The 24,968-nt window shown below is 42.0% G+C and carries 27 protein-coding genes; 22 read left to right on the top strand and 5 right to left on the bottom strand.

The features are described 5' to 3' along the window. The first annotated feature begins 175 nt into the window (after nucleotides 1-175). The 3 genes from spoIIR (at nucleotide 176) to IHV11_RS14640 (ending at nucleotide 2,621) form a co-directional block, all read left to right on the top strand. A complete protein-coding gene (gene spoIIR / locus IHV11_RS14650) occupies nucleotides 176-850 on the top strand; it encodes a stage II sporulation protein R (RefSeq protein WP_197195296.1) in 675 nt (224 codons plus the stop codon). Nucleotides 851-1,004: 154 nt separating this feature from the next. Then, entirely contained in the window at nucleotides 1,005-1,442 is a 438-nt protein-coding gene (locus IHV11_RS14645) for a GNAT family N-acetyltransferase (RefSeq protein WP_197195295.1), read from the top strand. Between the two features lie 123 nt (nucleotides 1,443-1,565). Then, nucleotides 1,566-2,621 (top strand): L-threonylcarbamoyladenylate synthase, encoded by a 1,056-nt coding sequence (locus IHV11_RS14640; RefSeq protein ID WP_197195294.1) that lies wholly within the window; start codon nucleotides 1,566-1,568, stop codon nucleotides 2,619-2,621. Nucleotides 2,622-2,896: 275 nt separating this feature from the next. Here IHV11_RS14640 and IHV11_RS14635 read toward each other — a convergent pair whose 3' ends face one another. Then, nucleotides 2,897-5,116, bottom strand: coding sequence for a PAS domain S-box protein (locus tag IHV11_RS14635; protein WP_197195293.1), 2,220 nt, complete (start codon nucleotides 5,114-5,116; stop codon nucleotides 2,897-2,899). A gap of 195 nt (nucleotides 5,117-5,311) precedes the next feature. On the opposite strand from IHV11_RS14635, the gene IHV11_RS14630 reads away from it, so the two are divergent. The 4 genes from IHV11_RS14630 (at nucleotide 5,312) to IHV11_RS14615 (ending at nucleotide 8,143) form a co-directional block, all read left to right on the top strand. Then, nucleotides 5,312-5,854, top strand: a complete 543-nt coding sequence (locus tag IHV11_RS14630; protein WP_231618411.1) for a manganese efflux pump MntP family protein — start codon at nucleotides 5,312-5,314, stop codon at nucleotides 5,852-5,854. Between the two features lie 516 nt (nucleotides 5,855-6,370). Then, on the top strand, nucleotides 6,371-6,979 hold the full coding sequence (locus tag IHV11_RS14625) for a low molecular weight protein arginine phosphatase (protein ID WP_197128293.1): 609 nt from the start codon (nucleotides 6,371-6,373) through the stop codon (nucleotides 6,977-6,979). 108 nt (nucleotides 6,980-7,087) lie between these two features. Next, the gene (gene rpiB, locus IHV11_RS14620; RefSeq protein WP_066398975.1) at nucleotides 7,088-7,528 is read left to right on the top strand and encodes a ribose 5-phosphate isomerase B; all 441 of its coding nucleotides are present in this window, start codon (nucleotides 7,088-7,090) and stop codon (nucleotides 7,526-7,528) included. A gap of 42 nt (nucleotides 7,529-7,570) precedes the next feature. Beyond that, entirely contained in the window at nucleotides 7,571-8,143 is a 573-nt protein-coding gene (locus IHV11_RS14615) for a TIGR01440 family protein (RefSeq protein ID WP_197128294.1), read from the top strand. Nucleotides 8,144-8,338: 195 nt separating this feature from the next. Here the strand turns inward: IHV11_RS14615 and IHV11_RS14610 are convergent, their stop codons facing one another. Then, on the bottom strand, nucleotides 8,339-8,806 hold the full coding sequence (locus IHV11_RS14610; RefSeq protein ID WP_197195292.1) for a GNAT family N-acetyltransferase: 468 nt from the start codon (nucleotides 8,804-8,806) through the stop codon (nucleotides 8,339-8,341). Between the two features lie 178 nt (nucleotides 8,807-8,984). On the opposite strand from IHV11_RS14610, the gene IHV11_RS14605 reads away from it, so the two are divergent. Next, nucleotides 8,985-10,523 carry a gluconokinase gene (locus IHV11_RS14605; protein WP_197195291.1) on the top strand — a complete coding sequence of 513 codons (1,539 nt, stop codon included), beginning with the start codon at nucleotides 8,985-8,987 and terminating at the stop codon, nucleotides 10,521-10,523. A 16-nt stretch (nucleotides 10,524-10,539) separates the two neighbouring features. Here the strand turns inward: IHV11_RS14605 and IHV11_RS14600 are convergent, their stop codons facing one another. Further along, on the bottom strand, nucleotides 10,540-10,995 hold the full coding sequence (locus IHV11_RS14600; RefSeq protein WP_197195290.1) for a hypothetical protein: 456 nt from the start codon (nucleotides 10,993-10,995) through the stop codon (nucleotides 10,540-10,542). 189 nt (nucleotides 10,996-11,184) lie between these two features. Between IHV11_RS14600 and glyA the strand changes: the two genes are divergently transcribed. After that, entirely contained in the window at nucleotides 11,185-12,420 is a 1,236-nt protein-coding gene (glyA, locus tag IHV11_RS14595; protein ID WP_197128297.1) for a serine hydroxymethyltransferase, read from the top strand. Between the two features lie 24 nt (nucleotides 12,421-12,444). Here the strand turns inward: glyA and IHV11_RS14590 are convergent, their stop codons facing one another. Beyond that, nucleotides 12,445-13,542, bottom strand: coding sequence for an acyltransferase (locus tag IHV11_RS14590; RefSeq protein ID WP_197190173.1), 1,098 nt, complete (start codon nucleotides 13,540-13,542; stop codon nucleotides 12,445-12,447). A gap of 209 nt (nucleotides 13,543-13,751) precedes the next feature. On the opposite strand from IHV11_RS14590, the gene IHV11_RS14585 reads away from it, so the two are divergent. From IHV11_RS14585 to upp, 5 genes are all read left to right on the top strand, one after another. Further along, nucleotides 13,752-14,669, top strand: a complete 918-nt coding sequence (locus IHV11_RS14585; RefSeq protein WP_197195289.1) for an ABC transporter ATP-binding protein — start codon at nucleotides 13,752-13,754, stop codon at nucleotides 14,667-14,669. Further along, complete coding sequence (locus IHV11_RS14580) at nucleotides 14,666-15,412, top strand: ABC transporter permease (protein WP_197195288.1); 747 nt, start codon at nucleotides 14,666-14,668, stop codon at nucleotides 15,410-15,412. Before IHV11_RS14585 ends, IHV11_RS14580 begins: the two co-directional genes overlap by 4 nt. Before the next feature lie 153 nt (nucleotides 15,413-15,565). Then, the gene (locus IHV11_RS14575; RefSeq protein WP_197195287.1) at nucleotides 15,566-16,930 is read left to right on the top strand and encodes a copper amine oxidase; all 1,365 of its coding nucleotides are present in this window, start codon (nucleotides 15,566-15,568) and stop codon (nucleotides 16,928-16,930) included. 72 nt (nucleotides 16,931-17,002) lie between these two features. Next, a complete protein-coding gene (locus IHV11_RS14570) occupies nucleotides 17,003-17,650 on the top strand; it encodes a class F sortase (RefSeq protein ID WP_197195286.1) in 648 nt (215 codons plus the stop codon). 395 nt (nucleotides 17,651-18,045) lie between these two features. Beyond that, nucleotides 18,046-18,675, top strand: coding sequence for a uracil phosphoribosyltransferase (gene upp, locus IHV11_RS14565; RefSeq protein WP_137791119.1), 630 nt, complete (start codon nucleotides 18,046-18,048; stop codon nucleotides 18,673-18,675). 281 nt (nucleotides 18,676-18,956) lie between these two features. Here upp and IHV11_RS14560 read toward each other — a convergent pair whose 3' ends face one another. Next, nucleotides 18,957-19,382: a DUF3889 domain-containing protein gene (locus IHV11_RS14560; RefSeq protein ID WP_197128302.1), complete on the bottom strand. Its 426-nt coding sequence runs from the start codon at nucleotides 19,380-19,382 to the stop codon at nucleotides 18,957-18,959. A gap of 291 nt (nucleotides 19,383-19,673) precedes the next feature. Here IHV11_RS14560 and IHV11_RS14555 point away from each other — a divergent pair, with 291 nt between their 5' ends. The 8 genes from IHV11_RS14555 (at nucleotide 19,674) to atpG (ending at nucleotide 24,966) form a co-directional block, all read left to right on the top strand. Next, the gene (locus IHV11_RS14555; RefSeq protein WP_066244770.1) at nucleotides 19,674-19,898 is read left to right on the top strand and encodes an AtpZ/AtpI family protein; all 225 of its coding nucleotides are present in this window, start codon (nucleotides 19,674-19,676) and stop codon (nucleotides 19,896-19,898) included. Further along, entirely contained in the window at nucleotides 19,895-20,281 is a 387-nt protein-coding gene (locus IHV11_RS14550; RefSeq protein WP_197195285.1) for an ATP synthase subunit I, read from the top strand. The genes IHV11_RS14555 and IHV11_RS14550 overlap by 4 nt, the downstream gene beginning before the upstream one ends. A 6-nt stretch (nucleotides 20,282-20,287) precedes the next feature. Beyond that, complete coding sequence (atpB, locus tag IHV11_RS14545) at nucleotides 20,288-20,998, top strand: F0F1 ATP synthase subunit A (protein ID WP_082820757.1); 711 nt, start codon at nucleotides 20,288-20,290, stop codon at nucleotides 20,996-20,998. Nucleotides 20,999-21,081: 83 nt separating this feature from the next. Continuing rightward, nucleotides 21,082-21,294: a F0F1 ATP synthase subunit C gene (gene atpE, locus IHV11_RS14540; RefSeq protein ID WP_066244772.1), complete on the top strand. Its 213-nt coding sequence runs from the start codon at nucleotides 21,082-21,084 to the stop codon at nucleotides 21,292-21,294. 112 nt (nucleotides 21,295-21,406) lie between these two features. After that, entirely contained in the window at nucleotides 21,407-21,925 is a 519-nt protein-coding gene (gene atpF / locus IHV11_RS14535; protein WP_197195284.1) for a F0F1 ATP synthase subunit B, read from the top strand. Continuing rightward, nucleotides 21,922-22,473 carry a F0F1 ATP synthase subunit delta gene (locus tag IHV11_RS14530; protein ID WP_197128305.1) on the top strand — a complete coding sequence of 184 codons (552 nt, stop codon included), beginning with the start codon at nucleotides 21,922-21,924 and terminating at the stop codon, nucleotides 22,471-22,473. The genes atpF and IHV11_RS14530 overlap by 4 nt, the downstream gene beginning before the upstream one ends. A 19-nt stretch (nucleotides 22,474-22,492) precedes the next feature. Continuing rightward, a complete protein-coding gene (gene atpA, locus IHV11_RS14525; RefSeq protein ID WP_197195283.1) occupies nucleotides 22,493-23,992 on the top strand; it encodes a F0F1 ATP synthase subunit alpha in 1,500 nt (499 codons plus the stop codon). A gap of 122 nt (nucleotides 23,993-24,114) precedes the next feature. Next, nucleotides 24,115-24,966, top strand: a complete 852-nt coding sequence (atpG, locus tag IHV11_RS14520) for an ATP synthase F1 subunit gamma (RefSeq protein ID WP_066398937.1) — start codon at nucleotides 24,115-24,117, stop codon at nucleotides 24,964-24,966. Nucleotides 24,967-24,968 lie beyond the last annotated feature (2 nt).

Below are 24,968 nucleotides of genomic sequence, written 5' to 3'. Positions count from 1 at the left end.
GTGCAGAGCGCTAGGTGGCTCACCGCACGCCCCCCGGAAAGCGAGCATCTGTAACGGAAATCAACCACTTTTAACGAATGTCGAATCAGACAGAACGAAATTTAGTAGATTACTAGTATGAAAAAATCCCACCGTGTCCAAACTGTGGTTAGATACGACGGGGGAGGAAAAAACAATGAAAAAACGCAATCATTTCTTTATTCTAGTTCTTATCTCTTTAGCGGTGATGTTCTTATTTTTTGAAACACAAACCAAGGTGGCGAACGCAACAATGAACGCCTCTGTTAAAATACCGGAAGAGTCGATCAGGCTTCGCATTCTAGCAAACAGCAATACGGATGCTGACCAGAAACTGAAGCGTGAGATCCGTGACGAAGTGAACGCCCAGATCACAACTTGGGTGGATGAGTTATCTACGATTTCAGAAGCACGTGAGATCATTCGTAAACAACTGCCAACGATCGAAAAAATCGTTCAACATAAGCTGGATGAAGCCGGCCTTGAGAAGACGTTTTCTGTAGAATTAAACAAAGTGGCTTTTCCTACTAAAATGTACGGTGACTTCATCTATCCAGCAGGTCAATATGAAGCGGTCCTAATTACACTTGGTGAAGGTGAAGGGAAGAACTGGTGGTGTGTACTTTTTCCTCCATTATGCTTCTTAGACTTTGAAAATGGTGATGCAGTAAAAGAGAACAAAGATGGTAAAGGTGATGTAGTAGATACGGCTACTGATGCAGGTGCAGATCAAGCGGATCAAGCAGATGAAGCTGAGGAAATCGAAACGAAATTCTTTGTGGTAGAACTATTTGATAGCCTCTTCAGCTTTGTAGGTTCCTTATTCTCGTAAAATGTGCATATTTTCCTCCCTATTTTCATAGATTATAGAAAATGAAGAAGGTGACCGAGTGGTGGTTAGCCTTCTTTTTTAAAATGATTTTTGCGATGAAGGTGAAAAACAGCTGAATGAAGGCTGAAATTATATAGGAATAGGGGAGTTAGTGATGACGATTATTTTAAGGCAGGCTATGCAACACGAAGCAAAAGATCTGTTACAGCTAGTCGGAAAAGCTGGACTTCAGTCTGAAGGGATCAAAGACAGCATCGAAAATTATTTAGTGGTTGTAAACGATCAGGGTGAGACAATCGGTACGGTAGGTTTGGAGAGAATCGGAAACGACGGCTTGCTCCGTTCTTTCGTACTGAAGCAGAAATATTCCTCAGAGACGCTTCTGCTTAAACTCATTGATAAAATTTTGGTATACTCAAAAGATAAAGGAGTCGAAACCCTTTATTTACTTACGAAAGCTGTGCACATGTTTGAGCAACTTTCTTTTAAAACGATTCCTAAAGATAAAGTGCCTCCACACATTAAGAGTGCGGATCATATAAAAAATAACGCAACATCAGGAGCAGAACTTTTAGCATATGCACTGGATTAACAAGTGTTTGTCAACAAGTTGTCCACAATTTCCGACAAATTGTGTATAACTCTGTGGATATAAAAGTTTTGTAATCGACCTTTTCATATCATGTCGGCCTGAGTAATAGAAAGGATTTATCATATGAAATCATTCCAAACGGAACGCTGGCCTGTGGATAAAACAGAAAAATCTTTAGTAAATCATCCACATATTATTCAAGCTTCCCTGTGGATAAATAAGAACGAAGTAGTCGCTATCCCAACAGAAACGGTCTACGGATTGGCTGGAAATGCGAGAAGCGACGACGCCATCAAACGCATTTTTGAAGCGAAGGGAAGACCGAGTGATAACCCTCTGATCGTTCATATCTCAGATAACTCGCAACTGGAAGGTCTCGTTTCTTCTGTTTCACATACCGCTCAGAAATTGATGGATGCTTTTTGGCCGGGACCTTTAACGATTGTATTACCAAAAGGAGAAAACGTTAGTGAACGAGTAACCGCTGGGTTATCCACAGTTGCTGTAAGGATGCCGGACCACGAGATTGCGCTCGCTGTCATCGCAGCTTCGGATGTTCCACTTGCAGCACCAAGCGCGAACCTTTCTGGAAAACCAAGCCCCACTTCAGCTCAGCATGTATATGAAGATCTGAAGGGTAGGATTCCGGGCATTGTGGATGGCGGTTCAACAGGTGTTGGCGTAGAATCTACGGTCGTGGAATGTACAGATGACCTTGTCACGATTTTAAGACCTGGTGGAATAACGATAGAAAAGCTTGAAAAAGTAGTGGGTGCAGGTCGTGTCGTTGTTGATCCGGGATTAGAAAACGAAAAGCATGTGCCTAAATCGCCAGGTATGAAATATACACACTATGCACCTGACGCACCGTTCGTTCTTGTGGATGGAAGCCAGGAGTTTTTGCAGAAACTTGTGGATAAAGAACGCGAAGCAGGAAAACGGATTGGAATTCTGACGACAGAAGAAAGAGCTGGTGTTTATAAAGCGGATTGTGTAATTCCAGCTGGCAATCGTTCCAATCCTGAAACGGTGGCTCAACATCTATACGAAGCGTTACGCGCATTTAACGAAGCGGGTGTAAATCAGATTTTCGGAGAGGTTTTTCCGAAAACAGGCGTTGGAGTCGCGATTATGAACAGACTTGAAAAATCGGCCGGTGGAAATATCATTAAAGAGTAGAATTAAGGCTCTGATTCAATGTTTATTGATTGGATCAGAGTTTTTTTGTTCAAAAAACTATGAAGTACCAAAAGTAAGGCAGCGACACTAACTTCAACGTATTCTGAACGCCTCTTTTAAAGATAATTACGAGGTAATTCATAATAATTACGAGGTAATCCCAAATATATCCGTAATTAAGAGCAATATATCCGTAGATAAAAATTTTTATCCGATTTTCGACAAATAGAGGCTACACCAAGCGTCCAAATATAAAAAAACAAGCCAGCGTCTACTTAAGACGCTGGCTTGTTTTTATCGATCGGAAGCAGGATCGAAAAGGTCGTTCCTTCATCAATCTTGCTGTTGATCAAGATTTTACCGTGGTGGTTCTCTACGATTTTGTAACAGATCATGAGGCCGAGGCCGGTACCTTTTTCTTTTGTAGTATAAAACGGTTCGCCCAAGGTTGGCAGACGTTCTTCTGAAATCCCGCAGCCATGGTCGATGAAAGAAGCGACTACATATCCGCCTTCTCTCTTTAAATGAATATGTACAGAGCCGCCGGTTGGCATCGCTTCGATCGCGTTTTTTAGCATGTTCACAAATACTTGCTTGATCTGATTGTCAACACACCATATTTCGGGCAGATCTGGTTCACTCTCGAAATAGATCTGGACATTCGTTAAAATCGCCTGTGTATCAAGAATCGATATAACGTGTCGCAACAATTGGCGAAGGTCGGTTTGTGTAAAGTTCATCGCTTGCGGTTTGGCGAGTAGCATAAACTCTCCGACGATGCTGTTGATTCGATCGATCTCTGAAAGCATGATCTCGTAATAATCCTCATTCTCTGACGCTCTAGACTGCAGAAGCTGTAAAAAACCGCGAATCGAGGTGAGCGGGTTGCGGATCTCATGCGCAACACCAGCGGCAAGCTGGCCGAGTACAGAGAGCTTGTCAGATTTTCTTAGCATTTCTTCTGTCTTTTTTCGTTCGGTTAGGTCGCGTGCAACAACAACGAACGAGTCAGGCTGATCAGAATCGTTTGCGATAGGGGTCGCGTTCGCTTCAAGGGTTACCCAGTGTCCGTGTGCGTGCTTGCATCGAACTTCAAACTTCACAGGCTTTTGCGTTTGAACCATCTCGTTCATCGCCATTCTTACTTTTGCCCGGTCATCTGAATGAAAGAATCCTTGAATCTTTTTTCCATCATAAAGCGAAGGATCAAAGCCCAGTAAGAGACGATTTGAAGGAGATACATATTTGACGTTTCCTTCTAGGTCAACGACACCTACTAGATCAGTCGTGTTCTCAGCAATGATTCGATACTTTTCTTCGCTTTCTTTCAACGCTTTTTCTTTTAATTTTTTATCCGTAATATCTCTTGAGATCGCAGAAAGTGCGACGACTTCACCGTTTTCGCCATAAATGGGGCTTAAGGAAAGGCTTACATTTAATCGTTTGCCACACTTCGTCAATCGTATAGTCTCTACACCTTTTACATATCCTCCATGCTTGACGATCGTCATCAGTCTTTCGGATTCAGCTTCTTTATCTTCAGGTACTACGGGAAGGATGTGTGAAGTCAGGTTGTTGAGCTCGTCTTGAGACCATCCGTATATAAATTCAAACGCAGGGTTCACTTTTACAGAGTAGTCGGTTAAGTGGACGACCGAAATCGCGTCACTAGAATGATAGATAACAGATTCCAGCAGGTCCTTTGTTTCTCGAAGTTCTTTTTCCGCTTCTCGTTTTGCGGTTACGTCTTTAGCGATCCCGAAAACACCGAGAACTTTATTGAGCACGATGATCGGGGTAAGGGTGAACATGATCTGACGCGTTCCACCGTTCTTTTGCTGAATTCGCGTTTCATACATTTTGGATTGGCCGTTTAGCGCATCCTTAAACTGATCGATCGCAGCGGCTCTTCGGTCAGGCATCATGAACGGATTAAAAGTCATGTTCAAAAGCTCCGTCTCACTATAACCGCTCAATGTCGTACACGCTTTATTGACCGTCGTAAACTTGCCTTCGAGGTCCAGTGAAAAAAGAGCATCGATGTTATGATCCATCAAGGATCGAAAACGCTGTTCACTTTCGGCGAGCTGAGTCTCAACAGATACTCTCTCTGTCAGATCGACACAGAATCCATAAACCTCAGAAACGGTACCATCGCTTTTATAAATAGGTCCGATCGCAGCTAGAAAAGGAATGCCGTTCAGCTCAGATTCGTACGTAAGGCTCTCTCCTTTTAGTGCTCTTTCGTACATTTCTTTTTTAAAGTCTGCCATCTCTTTAGGAAAGATGTCTTCTATCCTCTTTTGCAGTACGTTTTCTCGTTTGAGGCCAAACAAGTCAAACAGTTCACCTTCGCTCTCGGTCATAATGAGATCTTCATTATGCTTCATACATCGAAAAGTCATGCTTTTTTGGCGTGAAAGGCCAGTCGGGAATGGTGACGATCGCCACATGTCTTTTTCATTTTTCGTAATGGCCGATGCGTTATGGACCATGCTTGTTCCTCTCCTTTACGTACAGATTCACTTCCTTTTATATACGATATAAATCACATTATCCCTTCCTCTAAAGCGGTAAAGAGTTCATTTTTTCATCCGTTCAACAGCTTGTTTGTTTTTTAGTCTTTTTAAAAGTAGACATGCATAGTCTGAAAGTATGATGGTTAAGGGAGTGGGAACTATTTGGCAACCATGGGAGAATGGATGACACTTTTGTTTATGTCTGTTGCCCTAGGTATGGACGCTTTTTCGATCGGCCTAGGGATGGGGATGTTATCACTTCGATTCAAACAAATTATGAAAATAGGAATAACGATAGGGCTTTTTCATATGCTCATGCCGCTCGCTGGAATGTCGATCGGTAAACAGATCTCTGTGCATTTTGGAGGTATCGCAGCCATTATCGGTGGGATTTTGCTCGTTATCCTAGGTGTTACGATGATTCGGTCGTCCTTTTCAAATGATGATGAACCGTTCGTGCGTCCGGTTGGGTTTGGTCTATTCGTCTTTGCGTTGAGTGCTTCGTTAGATAGTTTTTCAGTTGGGTTATCTTTAGGGATCTATGGAGCAAAAACATGGCTAACCATTGTGATGTTCGGAATGATGAGCATGATCTTAACGTGGGCAGGGTTGATGATGGGAAAAAAAGTGCAGAAGTGGCTCGGCTCGTATGGAGAAGCGTTCGGCGGCTGCATCCTGCTTGCTTTTGGGGTGAAGATTCTGTTTCCGTTTTAAAGTATTTAGTAAATCATGTTGTTGCAAGTGGTTGATCTCCACTCCAGGATGCTCGCTTTCCGGGGGGCGGGCGGTGAGCCTCTCGTCGCTACGCGCCATTGAGAGTCTCACCTGTCTAGTTACAGTGGCTAGCCCCTCGAGGTCAAAAGTTAAATGGATCAGAAGGCAAAGTGCGTCTTCCAACCCATTCACCTTTTGCTTGTCGGGGCTGAACAACCCACTTCCACTTTTTGAACTGTCCCACTTGATCCCCCAGGAGTCTCGCACCTTGCGTTCCAATCAACTTGTCTATGAAGTCAGAAAAGTATTTTAACCGCACTTGCCCGAATTGAAAGTAAAAAGTGAATCTTTTCAAGTTCATTCACCTATGATCTAGTTACTGATAATGAAACTAAAATCTTCGAAAAACGAAGAAACTTCCTATATTTTTAATTCACTAATACGATGATATACTTACTAATAAGAGCGTTAACCTATAGAAAAATAGGGAAAGATAGAATATGAGGTGAATTCACCATGAATGTTTTATTTATTTGTACAGGCAATACGTGTCGCAGTCCGATGGCTGAGGCCATTTTACGCAAAAAAGGAAAAGGTAAGTTCAACGTTAAATCAGCTGGTGTATTTGCTGGAAACGGTGCCGTGATGAGTTCGAACGCGACACAAGCTCTTTCAGAAAGAAGTATTAAAGAAAGTCATCAGTCACAAGGCGTGTCCGATTATTTGATCGAGTGGGCAGACCTTATCTTAACGATGACCGAGAGCCACAAGCATGCGCTCGTCGGACGTTGGCCAGATGCGGTGAATAAGACGTATACATTAAAAGAGTATGTTCTTGACGACGATGAGCAGAAGAAGATTGAAGAGATCTATGAGCTCTACACAGAGATCGAGATGCTGAAGCTTCAATACATGTCTAAGGATTCTGCGGATGAAGAAGTGAGACAGGCGTTTGAAAGGGAAGTTCGGCCGCTCGTTGAAAGAAGGATGAAGCTAGAAAGTGAAGTACCTTCTATAGACATTACAGATCCTTTCGGTGGACCGCTTCATCTTTACCAAGAAACAAGAGATGAGATTGAAGCGCTTATTGAAAAACTAATGAAAAAAGACGATAGCAAGAAGTAGTAAGACAAAATGGAGTAAGGCTGTCCTAAATTGCCTAGGAGTGACATTGAATAGGGAATGGGGACAGCATATAATGAAAAAAAGTATGAGAGAGCAGGTGCACACAACATGAAAGTAGCAATTGGATCAGATCACGCCGGAGTTGAATTAAGAAAAGAAATAATCAGCATGATTGAAGAACTGGGTATGCAAGTGGAGGATGTTGGCTGTGAATGCGACACATCTGTAGACTATCCAGACTATGCGATTCCTGTAGCAGAAAAAGTAGCAAACGGTGAAGCTGATCGCGGAATTCTAATCTGCGGTACGGGCATTGGAATGAGCATCGCAGCGAACAAAGTCAAAGGAATCCGCTGTGCGCTTGTTCATGATCTATTCAGCGCAAAAGCTACAAGACAGCATAATGACAGCAATGTACTTGCAATGGGTGAACGTGTCATCGGGCCGGGTCTCGCACTCGAAATCGCAAAAGTATGGCTGACGACAGAATATGAAGGCGGACGTCACGGTCGCCGTGTAGATAAAATCTCTCAATATGAAGGCCAATAGCAATAAAGCTATAAACCTATAAAATGAAGGGAAGACCATCTCATGAGCGATGAGCTCCAACAAATTCAAGACCAAGTCCTGAATGTTTTGCAAGATCTGCAAAAGCATGCACAATTAAGACCTTCACAATTATTAGTAGTAGGCGCAAGCACGAGCGAAGTAATTGGTGAACGAATTGGCACCTCAGGCACCATGGATACAGCGGGTGCACTTTACCGTGGTATCTTAGCGTTTCAAGAGGAAACAGGCGTGGCACTAGCCGTGCAATGCTGTGAACACTTGAACCGTGCGCTTGTCATCGAGCGCGAAGAAGCAGAACGACGAGGCTATGAAGAAGTGCGGGTCGTTCCAGCGCGATCAGCTGGAGGTGCGTTGGCAACACATGCCTACCACCATATGAATGAACCCGTGATCGTTGAATATATAAAAGCCGACGCAGGCATCGACATCGGTGACACCTTTATCGGCATGCACTTGAAGCATGTGGCCGTGCCGGTTCGCAGTGAAGTGAAAAAGGTCGGCGCCGCACACGTAACGTTGGCGAAGACACGTCCGAAGTTAATCGGCGGTGAACGCGCGGTGTATCCGAGTAAAGAAGACATAAGGTGTTTTTAATTCGTGGAAAGCCCTCCTGGTGAGGGCTTTTTTCTATTGTAGTCGTGCCTTGCAACGATGACAGGTTGTCGTAACGTGTCGAGGATTGTAGACTCGAGGATAAACTGCCAAAACTTTTGGATTCAGAGGCAAAACTCGTGGATAAAACACCCAAACTTGTGGATTCCAAGCCAAAACTCGTGGATTCATTCTTATTTAATTATGTTCAATCTCGTAATGAATCCACTCTGAATTGATGTTTTTTCCGCCCATCTTCTTGTAAAGAGCTTGTGCAGACGTGTTATCAATCGCGGTTTGCCAACTCATGTAAGCGTAGCCTTCCTTTTTCGTGTATTCCAGCACATGCAAAAACAGTTTTTCTCCTAAACCAGCACCACGGAATTCAGCATCTACAAAAAGATCGTTCAATATGGCGATCTTCTGCAGCCGGATCGTACTGAACGAAAAGTAGAGGGTTGCGAATCCCGCTAATCGGCCATCCTCTGTCTCAGCAACAAATTGAGTTCCTGCTTCATCTGAAGATAGCAGATGCTTGATATGATCCTCCAACTTTGATCCCTCAGGAGTTTTTCCTTTATAAAAATCAACAATGTAACGATGCATCATACCCTTTAACTGATCTACATCCTCTAAATCAACTGGACGAATTTTAAAACTAGTCATCGTTATCCATCTCCTCTAATCTGGTTTCCTTAACAAAAGAAGCATTCATTTTACATCTATATTAAGTGATTCTTTCTGGTCTGAATAGTATGATGAATGAGTCAAAGTAGAATCGGGCATTGTTTAGGAAGGGCATACTATGTTTGCTTCCTTCTTTATGTGAAAGGAGAAAGAGAGCTTGAGAAATTATGCGATCGGAATAGATATTGGTACAACAAGTACGAAGGTTGTTCTTTTTGATGAAAAAGGAGCGGCTGTCGCACATCATTCAAAAAATTACCCGTTGCTGTCGGAAGAACCAGGAGCTGCAGAGCAGAAGCCGGATGAAATTTATGAAGCAGTGAATGAATCGCTAAGAGAAACAGTGCGAAAAAGTGGAGATCTCGCGTGTAAGATCGGTTTTATTTCATTTAGCACAGCTATGCATTCACTAATCGTAGTAGATCCCGAGGGGACACCCCTTACAAACAGCATCACATGGGCTGATATTCGAAGTGAACCGTATGTGGCAGCTTTTAAATCAGATTACGGTGATGAAGCAGTTGAACTTTATAAACGGACCGGTGTCCCGCAGCATCCGATGACACCTCTTTTTAAATTGCAGTGGTTAAAAAATGATCGTCCCGATATTTTTCAGAAAGCAGCAAGATTTGTTGGCATTAAAGATTACATACTGTTTCGTTGGTTCGGTGAGTGGAAGACAGATCACGCATCAGCCGCAGCGACAGGCCTTTGGAACATGCATACAAAAACGTGGGATGAAGAAGCGTTGAAACTTGCAGATGTCACATCAGAAAAACTTCCGACATTGCAACCATCCACGTATTATTGGGAGCAATTATCTGACGTTCTCACGAAGAAATCGGGTCTCGATTCCTTTGTAAAAGTGGTGATCGGTGCAACGGACGGTCCGTTGTCTAACCTTGGTGTCGGCGCGATCTCACCTGGAGATGTTGCGGTAACGATAGGTACGAGCGGTGCGATTCGAACTACCTCAGCTACACCAATACTTGATACAGATGGCCGCACGTTCTGTTATCCGCTCACGGAAAATCATTGGGTATCAGGCGGACCGGTAAACAACGGTGGAATCGCGTTTCAATGGATTCATGATATCTTGCAAAAAGACAGTGACAGTGCGGTCCATGAAAAGCTGTCTAGAGATGCCGAACAGATACAGCCGGGTGCAGAAGGCTTAGTTTTCCTGCCTTATCTGACAGGAGAACGAGCACCATTATGGGATGCACAGGCAAAAGCATCGTTTATTGGGCTGACACTTCGCCATAATCATAATCATATGGTGCGCGCTGTGCTCGAAGGGACGATTCTTAACTTATTCAGCGTGTACTCACTAATAAAAGGTCAAGTGGCAGACATGGAAGTGAAGATCTTTGCAACTGGGGGCTTTACGAACTCGCCGCTTTGGAAACAGATATTAGCAGATATTTTTCAAACGAAAGTGAGTATTCCTGAACATACGGAGAGCTCGTGTTTAGGAGCGGTCTTGCTCGGCCGATTCGCGATCGGTGAAACGAAAACGTTAGAAGAAGCGCCTGTTGAAACGAAGCAGTACGAAGAAATTACGCCTAATCCCGATCACAAGACAATCTACGAAGAGCTGTTTCAACTTTATCAGTCTTTATCTGACACGGTGCAGACGCAATATAAAGCCCTTCATGATTTTCAAAATAAACATAAAAAAGAGAGCGGAGACTGATTCCGCTCTTTGTTTCTTAGTTGATATATGTTGCGTTGATCAGCGGAAGTCCGGTCTTAGCATCCTTACCTGTCTTAACGTTTCCGAATACTGTGACCTCAGAACCTTTTTCAAATCCGCTGCCCATCGTAAAGTTCATCACTCTAAATTTTGTTTCTCCAACTTGGAACTCAAAGCTTCCGCCCATTCCTTTTTCGTTATCCGTTAAAACTTTCCCAGTTGCTTTAATGATTTTTTCTTCATATGTTTTTGGGTCTGCTTCAAGCGCTTTTGGATCTAACTGAACGGCTTTTTCTTCCATGTTCTTAATGATCTCGGCTTGTTGTCCAGCAAGATCATCCGTTGTGCTTTGATCTTCGTTATCTCGCGTTTCTACTTTTTCCTTTGCTTCAGGCTTTGCTTTTTCTTCGCTGCAGCCAGCCAAAGCTAGTACAAAAATAAGGAGACTCGCTCCAAACCACTTCTTCATCATGTTGATTACACCCCTTATAAATAGCTCTTTCTCTCTATTATGTATCATCATACCATGTTCATCCCTATCAAATAAAATGAATTTTCACACTTGTGCATTTCCTCTTACAACTTAAAGCTTTAACGTGTAAGATAGAGGGGTATGTTACAATCATAATTATTTTTCACATAAGGTAAGGGGGAAGCGAAATTGAACCATTTGAAAACAGCTGATCAAGAAGTCTACCAATCCATCATGGATGAATTGCACCGCCAGCGTACGAAAATTGAATTGATTGCTTCTGAAAACTTTGTAAGTCAAGCCGTAATGGAAGCGCAAGGCTCTGTACTTACGAATAAATATGCAGAAGGCTACCCGTCCAAACGCTATTACGGCGGATGTGAACATGTGGATGTTGTTGAAAACTTAGCAAGAGACCGCGCCAAGCAAATCTTTGGTGCTGAGCATGCTAACGTTCAACCTCACTCAGGTGCACAAGCAAACATGGCTGTATACTTTACGATTCTCGAGCAAGGCGACACTGTTCTTGGTATGAACCTTTCTCATGGCGGTCACTTAACACACGGAAGTGCCGTTAACTTTTCTGGCATTCAATATAACTTTGTGGAATATGGCGTAGATGCAGAGAAGAATGTTATCGATTACGAAGATGTTCGTCAAAAAGCACTAGAGCACCGTCCAAAGCTGATCGTAGCTGGAGCGAGCGCGTATCCGCGTGCGATTGATTTTGCAAAGTTCCGCGAGATCGCTGATGAAGTTGAAGCTTACCTAATGGTGGACATGGCCCACATCGCAGGACTTGTGGCAGCAGGCCTTCACCAAAATCCAGTTCCTTATGCAGATTTTGTAACAACGACTACACATAAAACACTTCGCGGTCCTCGTGGCGGTATGATTCTTTGTAAAGAAGAATTCGCGAAAAAAATTGATAAATCGATCTTCCCTGGCATCCAAGGTGGTCCTTTGATGCACGTTATCGCAGCAAAAGCGGTATCGTTTGGTGAAGTGTTAACAGATGAGTTCAAGAGCTACGCAGAGCAGATCGTGAAGAACGCGAAGCGCTTAGCAGAATCTTTGAAAAAAGAAGGCATTACTATCGTTTCTGATGGTACAGACAATCACTTGATTCTGATCAATGTGAGTGAACTTGCACTAACAGGAAAAGTGGCTGAAAAAGCATTAGATGATATCGGAATCACAGTGAATAAGAACACGATTCCGTTTGATAAAGAAAGTCCGTTCGTAACGAGCGGTATCCGTATCGGAACGGCTGCTGTTACATCACGTGGTTTTGTTGAAGAAGATATGGACGAGATCGCGTCTATCATGGCGTCTGTATTGAAAAACATCGAGGACGAATCGGTATTGAAGGATGCAGAATCACGCGTTGAGAAGCTAGCTGGAAAATATAAGTTGTACGAATAAGATAGCAATAAAAAAACCAGTTTCTTAAGCAGAAACTGGTTTTCTTTGTATTGCAGATTTGTTTTTGTTTCGTTTAGTTGGTACTGGGATGATAAATTGATGCTTGGGTACTTGCTGAATGATTTTAACAAAGAAAATAGTTGTGAACAGAACAACAAAGAACATAATAGGCATAAATCTTGTTTGCCATACTTCTGGTGGTAATGTTTTTGTAAACAGTATTAAAGTAAATGGGTGTATCAAATAGATGCCCATAGACAACTTTCCTATTACTTGTAATGAAACTTTCATCCAGTTTAATTTAACTAAATAAAAATATAATCCAATCGTTGCAAAACTTAGAATTGGGATGTTAATTAAATTGGTCTCTCTTCTAGATGAAATGCTTCCTACAATTTTGTATTCTAAATAAGCTCCAACATAGACGATTACAACACCTAAAGCAAGAAGTACAGAGTGTTTTTTTACCCAAACGGAAATCGGCTTCCAATAATGAGCTAGAAATCCTCCAAAGACAAAATAAAAGATCCAATGCATAACGAATACCTTATCAATTAAAACTTTTTCAATAATACCAGAAGCAAATGGTACGTCTATCAGATTTGTAAAATAAAGACTTATTGCCGCAGAAACAATTAATCCGATCCACCAGCCCATACCGCTTCTAATGAATTGAAGGATTGGAAACATAACATAAAACTGAACAACGATTGCCATAAAATAGAGATGGTAGAATGATTCTCCCATTGTAAAGTTGTATAGAAGCACTTTTGGATCTGTTGGAATGGTGCCTCCAAGAAAATATACAGTGACAAACTGATAGAACAAGCTCCAAATTACAAAAGGCATAATAATCTTAGTTGTACGTGAAGTAATAAAAGGTTTAAAAGAGAATCCTTTTTTATTTACTCCATTAAAAAGTAAAAAACCACTAATAACAGCAAACGTAGGTGTTCCAAATCGGCCTAACTGATTAAAGAAATAAGTAAACCAATTCCACACACCGTCGGCTTCATTAAAATAAGTTGCCGATACATGAACCAATAAAACACCAATACACGCGAAAGCTCTCAAAAAGTGAATCTCATTGAAGTATTCTTTGTTGTTAAGCTTAGTATCCACTTTTTACATCCTCTCCATTAACAAATCTCTCTTTTTGGGTTAAATGCTATACGATAATTATTTCACGATAATAACCTTCGTTTCCATTTAGTTATTAACAAGGGTAAAAAGACTTGTAATAAATGGGAGTTACAAAAAGAGGTATATTTCCGGCTTTTTCGAATAATACATCTACGTGTACTAAAAAAAGAAAAGAGGGAATGGTGTGTGTGGATAACGTAATTGTCGTTCAAGCTTTAAACAAGTCCTACGGAACAAAAAAAGCAGTTAACAATCTTTCTTTCTCTGTTAAAAAGGGTGAAATTTTTGGCATTATCGGACCAAACGGAGCTGGAAAGACGACCACAATCGAGATCATGGAAGGTCTTCGGAAAAAGGATAGCGGTGAAGTGTCTATTTTAGGCATGAATCCGGAAAAAGATCGGAAGGTGTTGAACCACAGGATTGGTGTTCAGTTTCAGGCAACTTCTATTCAAAAGAAGATGAAAGTAAAAGAGGCGCTGAAGTTATTTGCAGCGATCTATAATAAAAGCAATACGGGTGATGAGATGCTGAAACTGCTCGGTTTAGAGGAGAAGATGGATACATACTTTGATGATCTTTCCGGTGGACAAAAGCAGCGATTAACATTGGCCCTAGCTACTTTACATGAACCTGAGATCATCTTCTTAGACGAGCCGAGCATGGGACTCGATCCGCATGCAAGACGTGAGATGTGGAACATTATCCGTTCCCTGAGAGATAGAGGCACAACGATTGTAGTAACAACACATTACATGGAGGAAGCGGAAAAACTGTGTGACAAGGTCGCGATGATTTACAACGGTGAACTGCGTGCTTTAGATGAACCGAGCAGATTAGTAGAAGATATTTCTTCTCACTTCATCAGTTTCAGAAGTCCCGATTTTCCTGTCGCTCAGCTTCATCAGATTGCCGGTGTAATAGAGGTGGAACATGATAAAGAGCTAGATACGTTCAAGATTTATACCGAAGATCTTCAATCTTGCTCTTATTTCTTATTTAAAACAGCGCATGAAGAAAACTATCATATCTCGGATTACAAATTTGAGAGAGGCACACTCGATGACTTGTTCGTTCACTATCTAAAAGGAGGGGAATCTGCATGACAGCCCTATGGCAACTAACACTGCTTGAGACGAAGATGTTTTTTCGAGATAAGCTGCAGGTGTTTTGGACGTTTCTTTTCCCCGTGCTCATGATTTGGTTGTTCGGTTCGATGTTTGAGAACCAAGCTCCCGAAGGTTTTTCCTTTGCGAGTCTTTATATCCCCTCATGGATTGGGGTAAATATTGTAACAACCGCCTTTTTTACACTGGGGACGGTCCTTACGGGATATCGAGAAACAGGAGTTCTTCGCCGATATCAATCAACACCTCTCGCTCCATGGAAGATTCTCTTTGCTCACACGATTCAAGGAACGGTGATTTTTAGTTTTTCAGCAGTTGTTCTTGTGGTGTTCGGAACGCTCATGTTTGACCTTCATGCCCCTGCCTATTTAGGAAGTACGCTAGTCGCTTTGATGCTAAGCATCCTTGCCTTTTTTCCGTTCGCACTCTTCTTAACATCCCTAGCGAAAAACGTAGGAACAGCAGCAGCGATCAGCTCGCTTTTTCTAAACCTTATGCTGTTTTTATCAGGGGCCACATTCCCGTTAGAGATGATGCCTGACGTTCTGCAATATATTGCAAAGATTTTACCACTTTATTATGTGATCGAACTGTTGCGTGCAACATGGAACACATCACCTATATGGGAGAACTGGACGCCGGTTCTTGTGCTAAGCTGTATTGCGCTCGTTTCAATTGTGTTATCGTCTGTATTCTTTAAGTGGAGTGGTAAAGCGGAATAGTAGAAGGTTAAACTTATGAAAAAGTATTGGACTTAGATTAGCCAATACTTTTTTTATTTCGACATAATCCCAAAAAAATTTTAATTAAGAGTGATCCAATATAAAAATCTCTCCGTTAGCTTAATGCAATAAACAAAAAAGGAGAGATTTCAAATGAAAATGAAAAAAGCACTTTTAGCCGTACCGTTAAGTGTTTCTTTATTAATACCTACATTCACAGTAGCAAATGCACATGGTCATGAAAATCATAGCAAAGGACCAATGTCTGCTGAAGTATCTAACCCGGCAATAGATCTTCGCGCTTCATTGGATACTCTTCTTTCAGAGCATGCATTCTTAGCTGTAGTAGCGATGCAAAAAGGAATTGACGGAAAAGAAGACTTTGAAGCAGCGGCTGGACAGCTGAACCAAAATACAGAGGCACTGTCTAAAGCGGTTGGATCTGTTTATGGTGAAGAAGCTGGAGCACAGTTCAAAGAAATCTGGAGCAGCCACATCGGCTATTTCGTAGATTATGTAACAGCAACTGCTGAAAATAATGAAGAAGGCAGAAAACAAGCACTCGCTGAACTGGATAAATATCGTGTAACACAAGCTGATTTCTTAGATAAAGCAACAGAAGGTAGATTAAAAGCTGCTGATTTAGAAGAAGGTTTGAAAGTACACGTCGACCAATTGATTTGGGCGTTTGAAAGTTATAGAACTGGTGATTATGACAAAGCGTATGACAACATTTCAGAAGCGATGCACCACATGTTTATGACAGGTAAGGGTCTTTCATGGGCGATCACGGATCAGTTCCCTGACAAGTTTGAAAACAAATCAGTAGATACACCTGCAGCTGATCTTCGTGCTGATTTGAACAGTGTGTTCTCAGCCCATGCAGCATTAGCAGCATTAACAATGCAAAAAGGAATTGATGGCGCTAAAGACTTTGAAGCAGCGGCAGCTGAATTGAACGAAAACACAGATGACATCACAACAGCTGTAGAATCTGTATATGGTGCAGAAGGTGCAGCGCAATTTAAAGAAATCTGGAGCAGCCACATCGGTTACTTCGTTGACTATGTAACAGCAACAGCAGAACAGAATGAAGAAGGCAAAAAGCAAGCGGTCGCTGAACTCGATGAGTACCGTATGGAACAAGCAAAATTCCTAGACACAGCAACAGAAGGACGACTAAAAGCAGCTGACTTAGAAGAAGGATTAAAAGTACACGTTGACCAGTTACTAGCAGCTTTCAACAGTTATACGGGTAAAGATTATCCTGATGCCTACAAAAATATCTCTGATGCTTATGCTCACATGTTTGGAGTAGGACAATCTCTATCTGGTGCGATCGTTGATCAGTTCCCAGATAAGTTTGCTGGTCAAAAGCCATCTGATATGCCGAAAACAGGTATGGGCGGAATGAGCCAATCAACAAACGATGCTATTCTTTGGAGCTTGTTCGGATTGATCTTAGCTTCTGCAACAACAGCAATGATTCTTCGTAGAAAAGCGACGAACCATTCTTAAGAGTAAAGAGTGGAGGGCAGCAAACCTGTCCTCCATCTTTTCTATCTATTTGAGATGGAGAGGAAGGTTTTTATGAAGAAGGTGCTTGGTGGTCTATTGCTCATTGGACTATTAATAACCGGTTGTTCGGCTCCAGAAGATACGAAGAATAATAAAGCTTCTGAATCTAGTGAAACGATTAAAGAAGCTCAAGAACAAGAGAAAGAAGTAAAATCTTCATCAACCGAACTAACACCACCTGAAGGGTTAAAATTAAAAGCAGATACAGAAGGAATTGTTCCAACAACGATTGAAATACCATCATTAAAAATCAATACCGAAATCGAGAAGGTAGGCAGACTAGACAACGGTCAGATGGGTGTTCCAAAAGGAATGGATACCGTAGGCTGGTTCAGCGACGGGGTGAAACCGGGATCTCCAGGAAACGCGGTAATGGCAGGCCATGTAGACAGTAAGTCAGGTCCAGCTGTGTTTTATAAGCTTGAAGACCTTGAAGATGGTGATGAAGTTATCGTTAAGGATCAAGATGGGAAGACGTTAACCTTTGAAGTAACTGATAAAGAAAAATACAACAGAAAAACAGCACCAGTTGATAAAATATTCGACTATTCTTACGGCAGCAAGCTTAACCTAATCACGTGTACGGGTAACTTTAATCGTGATGAAGGGACACATGAAGAGAGATTGGTTATTTATACAGAGTTGAAAGCAGCTGAGTAGATCATTACCCAAAAGCATCCATTCATGTGGGTGTTTTTTGTCGTGCTGAAAACGAAGTGGACAGTAAAAAGCGGAAAGTGGACAGTATTTATGCCGAAGTGGACAGTAAAATACGAAAAGTGGACAGTATTTTTGAAGAAGTCGACAGTAAAACAGGAAAAGCGGACAGTAAAGTTTTATTTGAGTTCTATAAGGCAGGATGCTTAGCGAAAGTTTTCAGGATTTCACCTATAAATTCAGGGAATAGTAGTAGAGGAGTTTATATGTAAAATTTGGAGTTAGAAAACTATCGTTTCTATGCTGATTTTCCTTGAAGTAAAGATTGTTTTTCTGTACAATGCTAGAGATGCTTTTTGAACGAAAATAAATGTTACATAAGGAGAGGTGCTTAAAACATGAGTGAGGTATATGTCCTTGATCATCCGTTAATTCAGCATAAATTAACATACATCCGTGACGAACGTACGGGTACGAAAGAATTTCGTGAGCTTGTTGATGAAGTAGCGGGGCTTATGGCTTTTGAAATTACACGTGATCTTCCATTGCAAGAGGTAACGGTGAAAACGCCGGTTGCTGAAGCGACTATGAAAACGATCGCTGGGAAAAAACTAGGGCTAGTACCGATCCTTCGTGCAGGGCTTGGAATGGTAGACGGAATCCTTAAACTTATTCCAGCAGCAAAAGTTGGACATGTTGGGCTTTACCGTGATCCTGAAACATTAACACCGATCGAATACTATGTGAAGCTTCCTTCTGATGTAGAAGAGCGTGATTTTATCGTGATTGACCCGATGCTTGCAACAGGTGGATCTGCAGCAGCAGCGATTGAATCGATCAAGAAGCGCGGCGCGAAAAACATTAAGCTTATGTGTTTAGTAGCAGCTCCAGAAGGTATTAAAGTGATTCAAGACGAGCACCCTGACGTTGATATTTTCTTAGCAGCACTTGATGAAAAATTAAACGACCACGGCTACATCGTTCCAGGTTTAGGCGATGCTGGAGACCGTTTATTCGGAACTAAATAAGCAGTAAATAAAAAACTGACTTGATCGCGGGTGTAAACCCTCTTTCGGGGCAGTTTTTTTGTTCGTAAAAAGGATTAAATCTTCGTTGTGAGCGAAACGCAAGTAATCCTGAGCGAAAACCAGACTCCATTGAGCGAAACGGAGATCAAACTGAGCGAAAACTCTGCTTAACTGAGCGAAACTCATGGTCTAGTGCGCGAACGTGTAATAAATATAATAACACGTACCGTAAAACCGAAAAAAAGAAGGCTGACATCCGTCAGCCCGCACATAACGCTTATTTAATTCATTTCCTCGAACTTCATATCAATAAGCTTGTTGTCATCATGCATTACGCCAACTTTTACAAGGTGCATCTTATCTTGTTGATACAACGTGAAGTCAAAGTAATCCGAGATTGTGCCGTCCGGACTGATGTTCCGTGTATCGTACTGATAATCACTTACTCTGCTGTTCGGATATTTTTTCCTCGTCTCAGCCAGAGCCATCTTGCCCCATTTTGCATAGTCTTTTTGTGTCACAGATGAATTTAAATCTTCTGACGGGGTCTGGTCATTATATTGAACGTTCAATGGCTTGGTACGATCTTTTTCCACATTATTTCTCATATCTGTAGATTCTTCTGTAGGCTTTTTGTCATTGTTCATGCAGCCGCCAGCCACTAAAATTCCAGTCAACGCGAAGAAAATAATTAATTTTTGTTTCATGTCGAACAAGCTCCTTCCATATATTTAATGTAAGTATTTATCAAATAGGGTGATTTATTCAGGAATATGGAAAGTGCAGGCAGAAGTAGTAAACAAAGTGAATAATAAACCATTGAAACAAGCCACAAAATTTCCACAATTTATTTAATAAACCGTCCCGTAAGTCGTTGACATAGAAATGTCACTATTGTATTCTTACAAAGGGAATATGGTAAGGTTTACATTCTTGTGTTTACAAGGGTTTTCAAGAAAATTATTACCAGATTTCCAGAAGGAAGGAGTCCATACGATATGAGCAACGGGAAACGCCCTTATAAAGCGATGGCTTTAATGTCTGGCATTCTTTCTCAGCTTGTTGGATGCATCTTAGTTGGACTTTTTGGAGGGAAATGGCTGGACGAGAAAGTCGGCAATGAATTTCCAATCTTCCTTATCATCGGGTTGTTTCTAGGTCTTGGAACAGGTGTTTACGGGATGATCCGCTTAATATCGAAGTTTTCAGGGGACGGGCAATGATGAATGAGTACAAATCGGTGTTTTTCAAATACATAAAGTACACATTATATCTTCTCTCTCTTTTTTTCGTCGGTTATGCTGTCACTCCTTACAAAGCTATCTTTTTAGGACTGGCTCTAGGAACTGTGTTTAGTCTCTACAATCTTTGGAGCATGTATTCGAAGATCGACCGCATGGGACAAGCAGTGATTCAGCAGAAAAGAGTGAAAACACTCGGTTCACTTTCAAGGCTCCTCTTTGCAGGGTTAGCGGTGCTCATCGCGATGAAATACCCGGAACATTTTCATTTATTAAGTGTGGTAATGGGATTGATGTCAGTCTACATTATCATGTTAATAGATTCACTAACTCAAGTTACACGTACTCCAAAGGAAAAGAGGTGAACATAGGTGGAACATGGTGCACATTTTGAAAAATTCATGGGTTTGACTTTTAATATGTCAAACGTACTGATGATCACAGTTTCATCCGTTATTGTTTTCCTTATTGCGGTACTCGCTACTCGAACCCTGTCAATGCGACCAGGAGGAATGCAAAACTTCCTTGAATGGGTAGTCGATTTCGTAAAAGGAATCATCAACAGCACAATGGATTGGCATACGGGCGGACGCTTTTTAGCTTTAGGACTTACATTAATCATGTATATTTTCGTTGCCAACATGCTGGGATTACCTTTTGCAGTAGTAGTCGACCATAATCTATGGTGGAAATCCCCTACTGCAGACCCAACTATTACTTTGACTCTAGCAGTTATGGTAGTGGCGCTATCACACTATTACGGTGTGAGAATGAAAGGGTTCAAGGAATATGGAGCTGAATTCTTCAAGCCGATGAAGTTCTTGTTCCCACTAAAGATTATTGAAGAGTTTGCGAACACATTAACGCTTGGTCTTCGTCTTTACGGTAACATCTTCGCAGGTGAGATGCTTTTAGGTCTATTGGTAGGTTTAACTAAGATGGGTATTTTTGCTGGCGTACTTGGAATCTTCCCATTAATCGTGTGGCAAGGCTTCTCAGTATTCGTTGGTGCAATCCAAGCATTTATCTTCACGATGCTAACAATGGTTTACTTGGCACATAAAGTAAGTCACGATCACTAATCTTCAGGAAATATCAAGCTTCTATAATAAGAAGCCCATTTTCATAAAAACTTTAAGGGAATTCAGAAGGGAGAAATTTTATCATGAATCTTATTGCAGCTGCAATCGCGGTAGGTCTAGCGGCACTTGGTGCTGGTATTGGTAACGGTTTAATCGTAGGACGTACAGTTGAGGGGATCGCTCGTCAACCAGAACTACGTGGTACTCTTCAAACAACAATGTTCATCGGGGTTGCATTAGTTGAGGCACTTCCAATCATCGGTGTGGTTATCGCGTTCATCGCGCTTGGTTCTTAATCCTTAAAACAACCACTGTTTATTACGATTTCTATAATGGCGAAGCAAGTTTCCCTATAGGGACTACCCTTCGCCATTCCTTATGTATGATTGATTGAAGGGAGGAAATGGTGTGCAAAACTTAATTCTAGGTGCTGCTGCAGGTGAAGGCCTAAACACAGGTGATATTCTTTACCAATTAGTTGCATTTTTAATCCTACTAGTATTATTGCGTAAATTCGCATGGGGCCCTTTAATGGGAATCATGAAGGAGCGCCAATCACATATCAACAGCGAAATTGATGCGGCTGAAAAATCCCGTCAAGAAGCTAAGAGCTATCTTGAGTCTCAAGTTGCTGAGTTAAAGAAAGCGAAAGAAGAAGCAAAGTCTATTATCGACAATGCTAAAAAGCAAGGCGAAGCACAAGGTGAAGCAATCATTAAAGCATCTCGTGATGAAGCTGAGCGTGTGAAAGAAGCTGCATTAGCTGAGATCGCTTCTGAAAAAGAAAAAGCAGTTGCTACACTTCGTCAAGAAGTTGCTGCTCTATCCGTTAAGATCGCTTCTAAAGTTATTGCAAAAGAACTTGATGAGAGCTCTCAGGAGAAGCTTATTAACGAATACCTTCAAGAGGTAGGCGAGTCTCGATGAGCAAAGATCAAGCAATCGTAGCAAAACGTTATGCATTAGCACTTTTTGAAGTAGTCGGTGTTACGAAACTTGAAGATACAGTTTCAGAATTGCGTCTTGTGAAGAACGTACTGGAGCTTAACAAAGAGCTTCAAAAAGTTCTATCACATCCAAAAGTATCGAAGGATCAAAAGAAATCTTTGATCAAAGAGAGCGTTGGAGCTGAACTTTCTACCGCTGTAATGAACACGATCTATCTGATGGTAGACCGTAACCGTTACACATACATCACAGAGATGGCAGCGCAGTTCATTGAATTAGCAAATGAAGCACAAGGCATTGCCGACGCAAATGTATATTCTGTACGTCCTTTATCAGACTCAGAGATACAGAAGTTGGAGCAAACGTTTGCTGCCCGAGTCGGCAAAAGAGCGTTGCGCATTAATAATATTGTAGATTCTTCTCTTGTTGGAGGAATCAAGATCCGCATTGGCAACCGTATTTTTGACGGAAGCATCAGCGGAAAGTTGAATCGAATGGAACGTCAATTAGCTTCTAACGGAAGCTGAGAGGATAGGGGTGAAATTCATGAGCATTAAAGCTGAAGAAATCAGTGCTTTAATTAAAAAACAGATTGAAAACTATCAATCTGAGATCGAAGTTAATGATGTGGGTACAGTTATCCAGGTCGGTGACGGTATTGCCCGTGCCCATGGATTAGATAACGTAATGGCTGGTGAGCTAGTTGAATTTTCTAACGGTGTAATGGGTATGGCCCAAAACCTTGAAGAAAACAACGTAGGTATCATCATTCTTGGGCCTTACCAAGAAATTCGTGAAGGTGACGAAGTAAAACGTACAGGACGTATCATGGAAGTTCCTGTAGGTGAAGAGCTTCTTGGCCGTGTAGTTAACCCACTTGGACAGCCTATCGATGGCAAAGGTCCAATTGCTACTACAAAAACACGTCCTATCGAGCAAAAAGCTCCAGGCGTAATGGCTCGTAAATCTGTACATGAGCCGCTTCAAACAGGTATCAAAGCGATTGACGCACTTGTGCCAATCGGACGCGGACAACGTGAGCTTATCATCGGTGACCGTCAAACGGGTAAAACAGCAGTAGCGATCGATACGATCCTTAACCAAAAAGATCAAGATATGATCTGTATCTATGTAGCGATCGGTCAAAAAGAATCAACAGTTGCGGGCGTTGTAGAAACACTTCGTACACACGGAGCGCTTGATTACACGATCGTTGTATCAGCATCTGCTTCTCAACCTGCACCAATGTTGTTCCTAGCTCCTTATGCTGGGGTATCTATGGCTGAAGAATTCATGTGGGCTGGCAAGCACGTATTGATCATCTATGATGATCTTTCTAAGCAAGCTGCTGCATACCGTGAGCTTTCCTTGCTACTTCGTCGTCCTCCAGGCCGCGAAGCTTACCCAGGGGACGTATTCTACCTTCACTCTCGCTTGTTAGAGCGTGCAGCGAAGCTTAATGACGAGCTAGGTGGCGGATCCATCACAGCGCTTCCGTTCATTGAAACGCAAGCATCTGACGTATCTGCTTATATTCCAACAAACGTTATCTCTATCACAGACGGACAGATCTTCTTACAATCTGACTTGTTCTTCTCCGGTGTTCGTCCGGCGATCAACGCAGGTATCTCCGTTTCTCGTGTAGGGGGAGCAGCTCAGATCAAAGCGATGAGCAAAGTATCTGGTACACTTCGTCTAGATCTTGCTTCATACCGTGAACTAGAAGCATTCGCTCAGTTCGGATCTGACCTTGATAAAGCGACTCAAGCAAAACTAAACCGTGGTGCACGTACAGTTGAAGTACTTAAGCAAGGACTTCACAAGCCACTAAAAGTTGAGCACCAAGTTGCAATCCTTTATGCATTGACTCGTGGTTACATCGATGATGTAGCTGTTGAAGATGTAAACCGCTTTGAAGAAGCGCTTTACGCTCACATGGAAGCTAACTCTAAAGACGTTCTTGATGCAATCAAAACGACTGGTAAACTTCCTGAAGGTGACAGCCTAGACGAAGCGATCAAAGCATTCAAAAAGACATTCGCGTAAGATATATAGACTTTAAAAGCAGAGGTGCAGTTGCAGTGATGAGCTGCGCCTTGCAACCAGCTTACTATGTTTAAAATGAGGTTAACCGATTTTTAAACTACCAATAAAGGTGGTGAAAATGAATGGCATTAAAAGATATTAAAGCACGTATAGACTCCACTAAAAAGACCATGCAGATCACAAAAGCGATGGAGATGGTTTCAGCTGCAAAGCTAAACCGTGCTGAGCAAAATGCGAAATCTTTCGGCCCTTACGTGGACAAGATCCAAGAAGTGGTAGGAAGCATCGCATCTGGAAGCAACGCGAAACACTCCATGCTTTTAACACGACCAGTGAAGAAGACGGGTTACTTCGTCGTTACAGCTGACCGTGGATTAGCAGGGGCTTATAACTCGAATATTTTGCGCCACGTTTACCGTACGATTCAAGAGCGTCACAAATCAGCAGATGAGTATGCATTGATCGTGATCGGTAAAGTTGGGGTGAACTTTTTCAAAAGCCGTAAGATGTCTATCTTGGACAGCATCACAGGTGTGGCAGACCAGCCATCCTTTGCTGAGATCAAGGCGATCGCATCAAAGGCAGTCGGTCTTTATGCGGACGGAACATTTGATGAGCTTTACATGTATTACAACCATTTTGTAAGTGCCATTCAGAGCGATCTGACGGAGAAGAAGCTTCTTCCGTTAACAGATATCGCTGCAACAAAATCAAAATCTTCTTATGAGTATGAGCCATCAGAGGACGAGATCCTTGAAGTGCTTCTTCCTCAATATGCGGAGAGCTTGATTTATGGTGCTTTACTTGATGCGAAAGCAGCCGAGCATGCTTCTCGTATGACTGCGATGAGAAATGCAACGGATAACGCTAATGAACTGATCGGCCAATTGAACCTCTCGTACAACCGTGAGCGTCAAGCAGCTATCACTCAGGAAATTACGGAAATCGTCGGCGGTGTAGCAGCTCTAGAATAGAC

Source organism: Fictibacillus sp. 26RED30, assembly GCF_015903845.1.
In the GTDB taxonomy this organism is placed as follows: Bacteria; Bacillota; Bacilli; order Bacillales; family Fictibacillaceae; genus Fictibacillus; species Fictibacillus phosphorivorans.
Note: the sequence above shows the minus strand (reverse complement) of the source record. Positions and strands in the feature narration are given on the sequence as shown.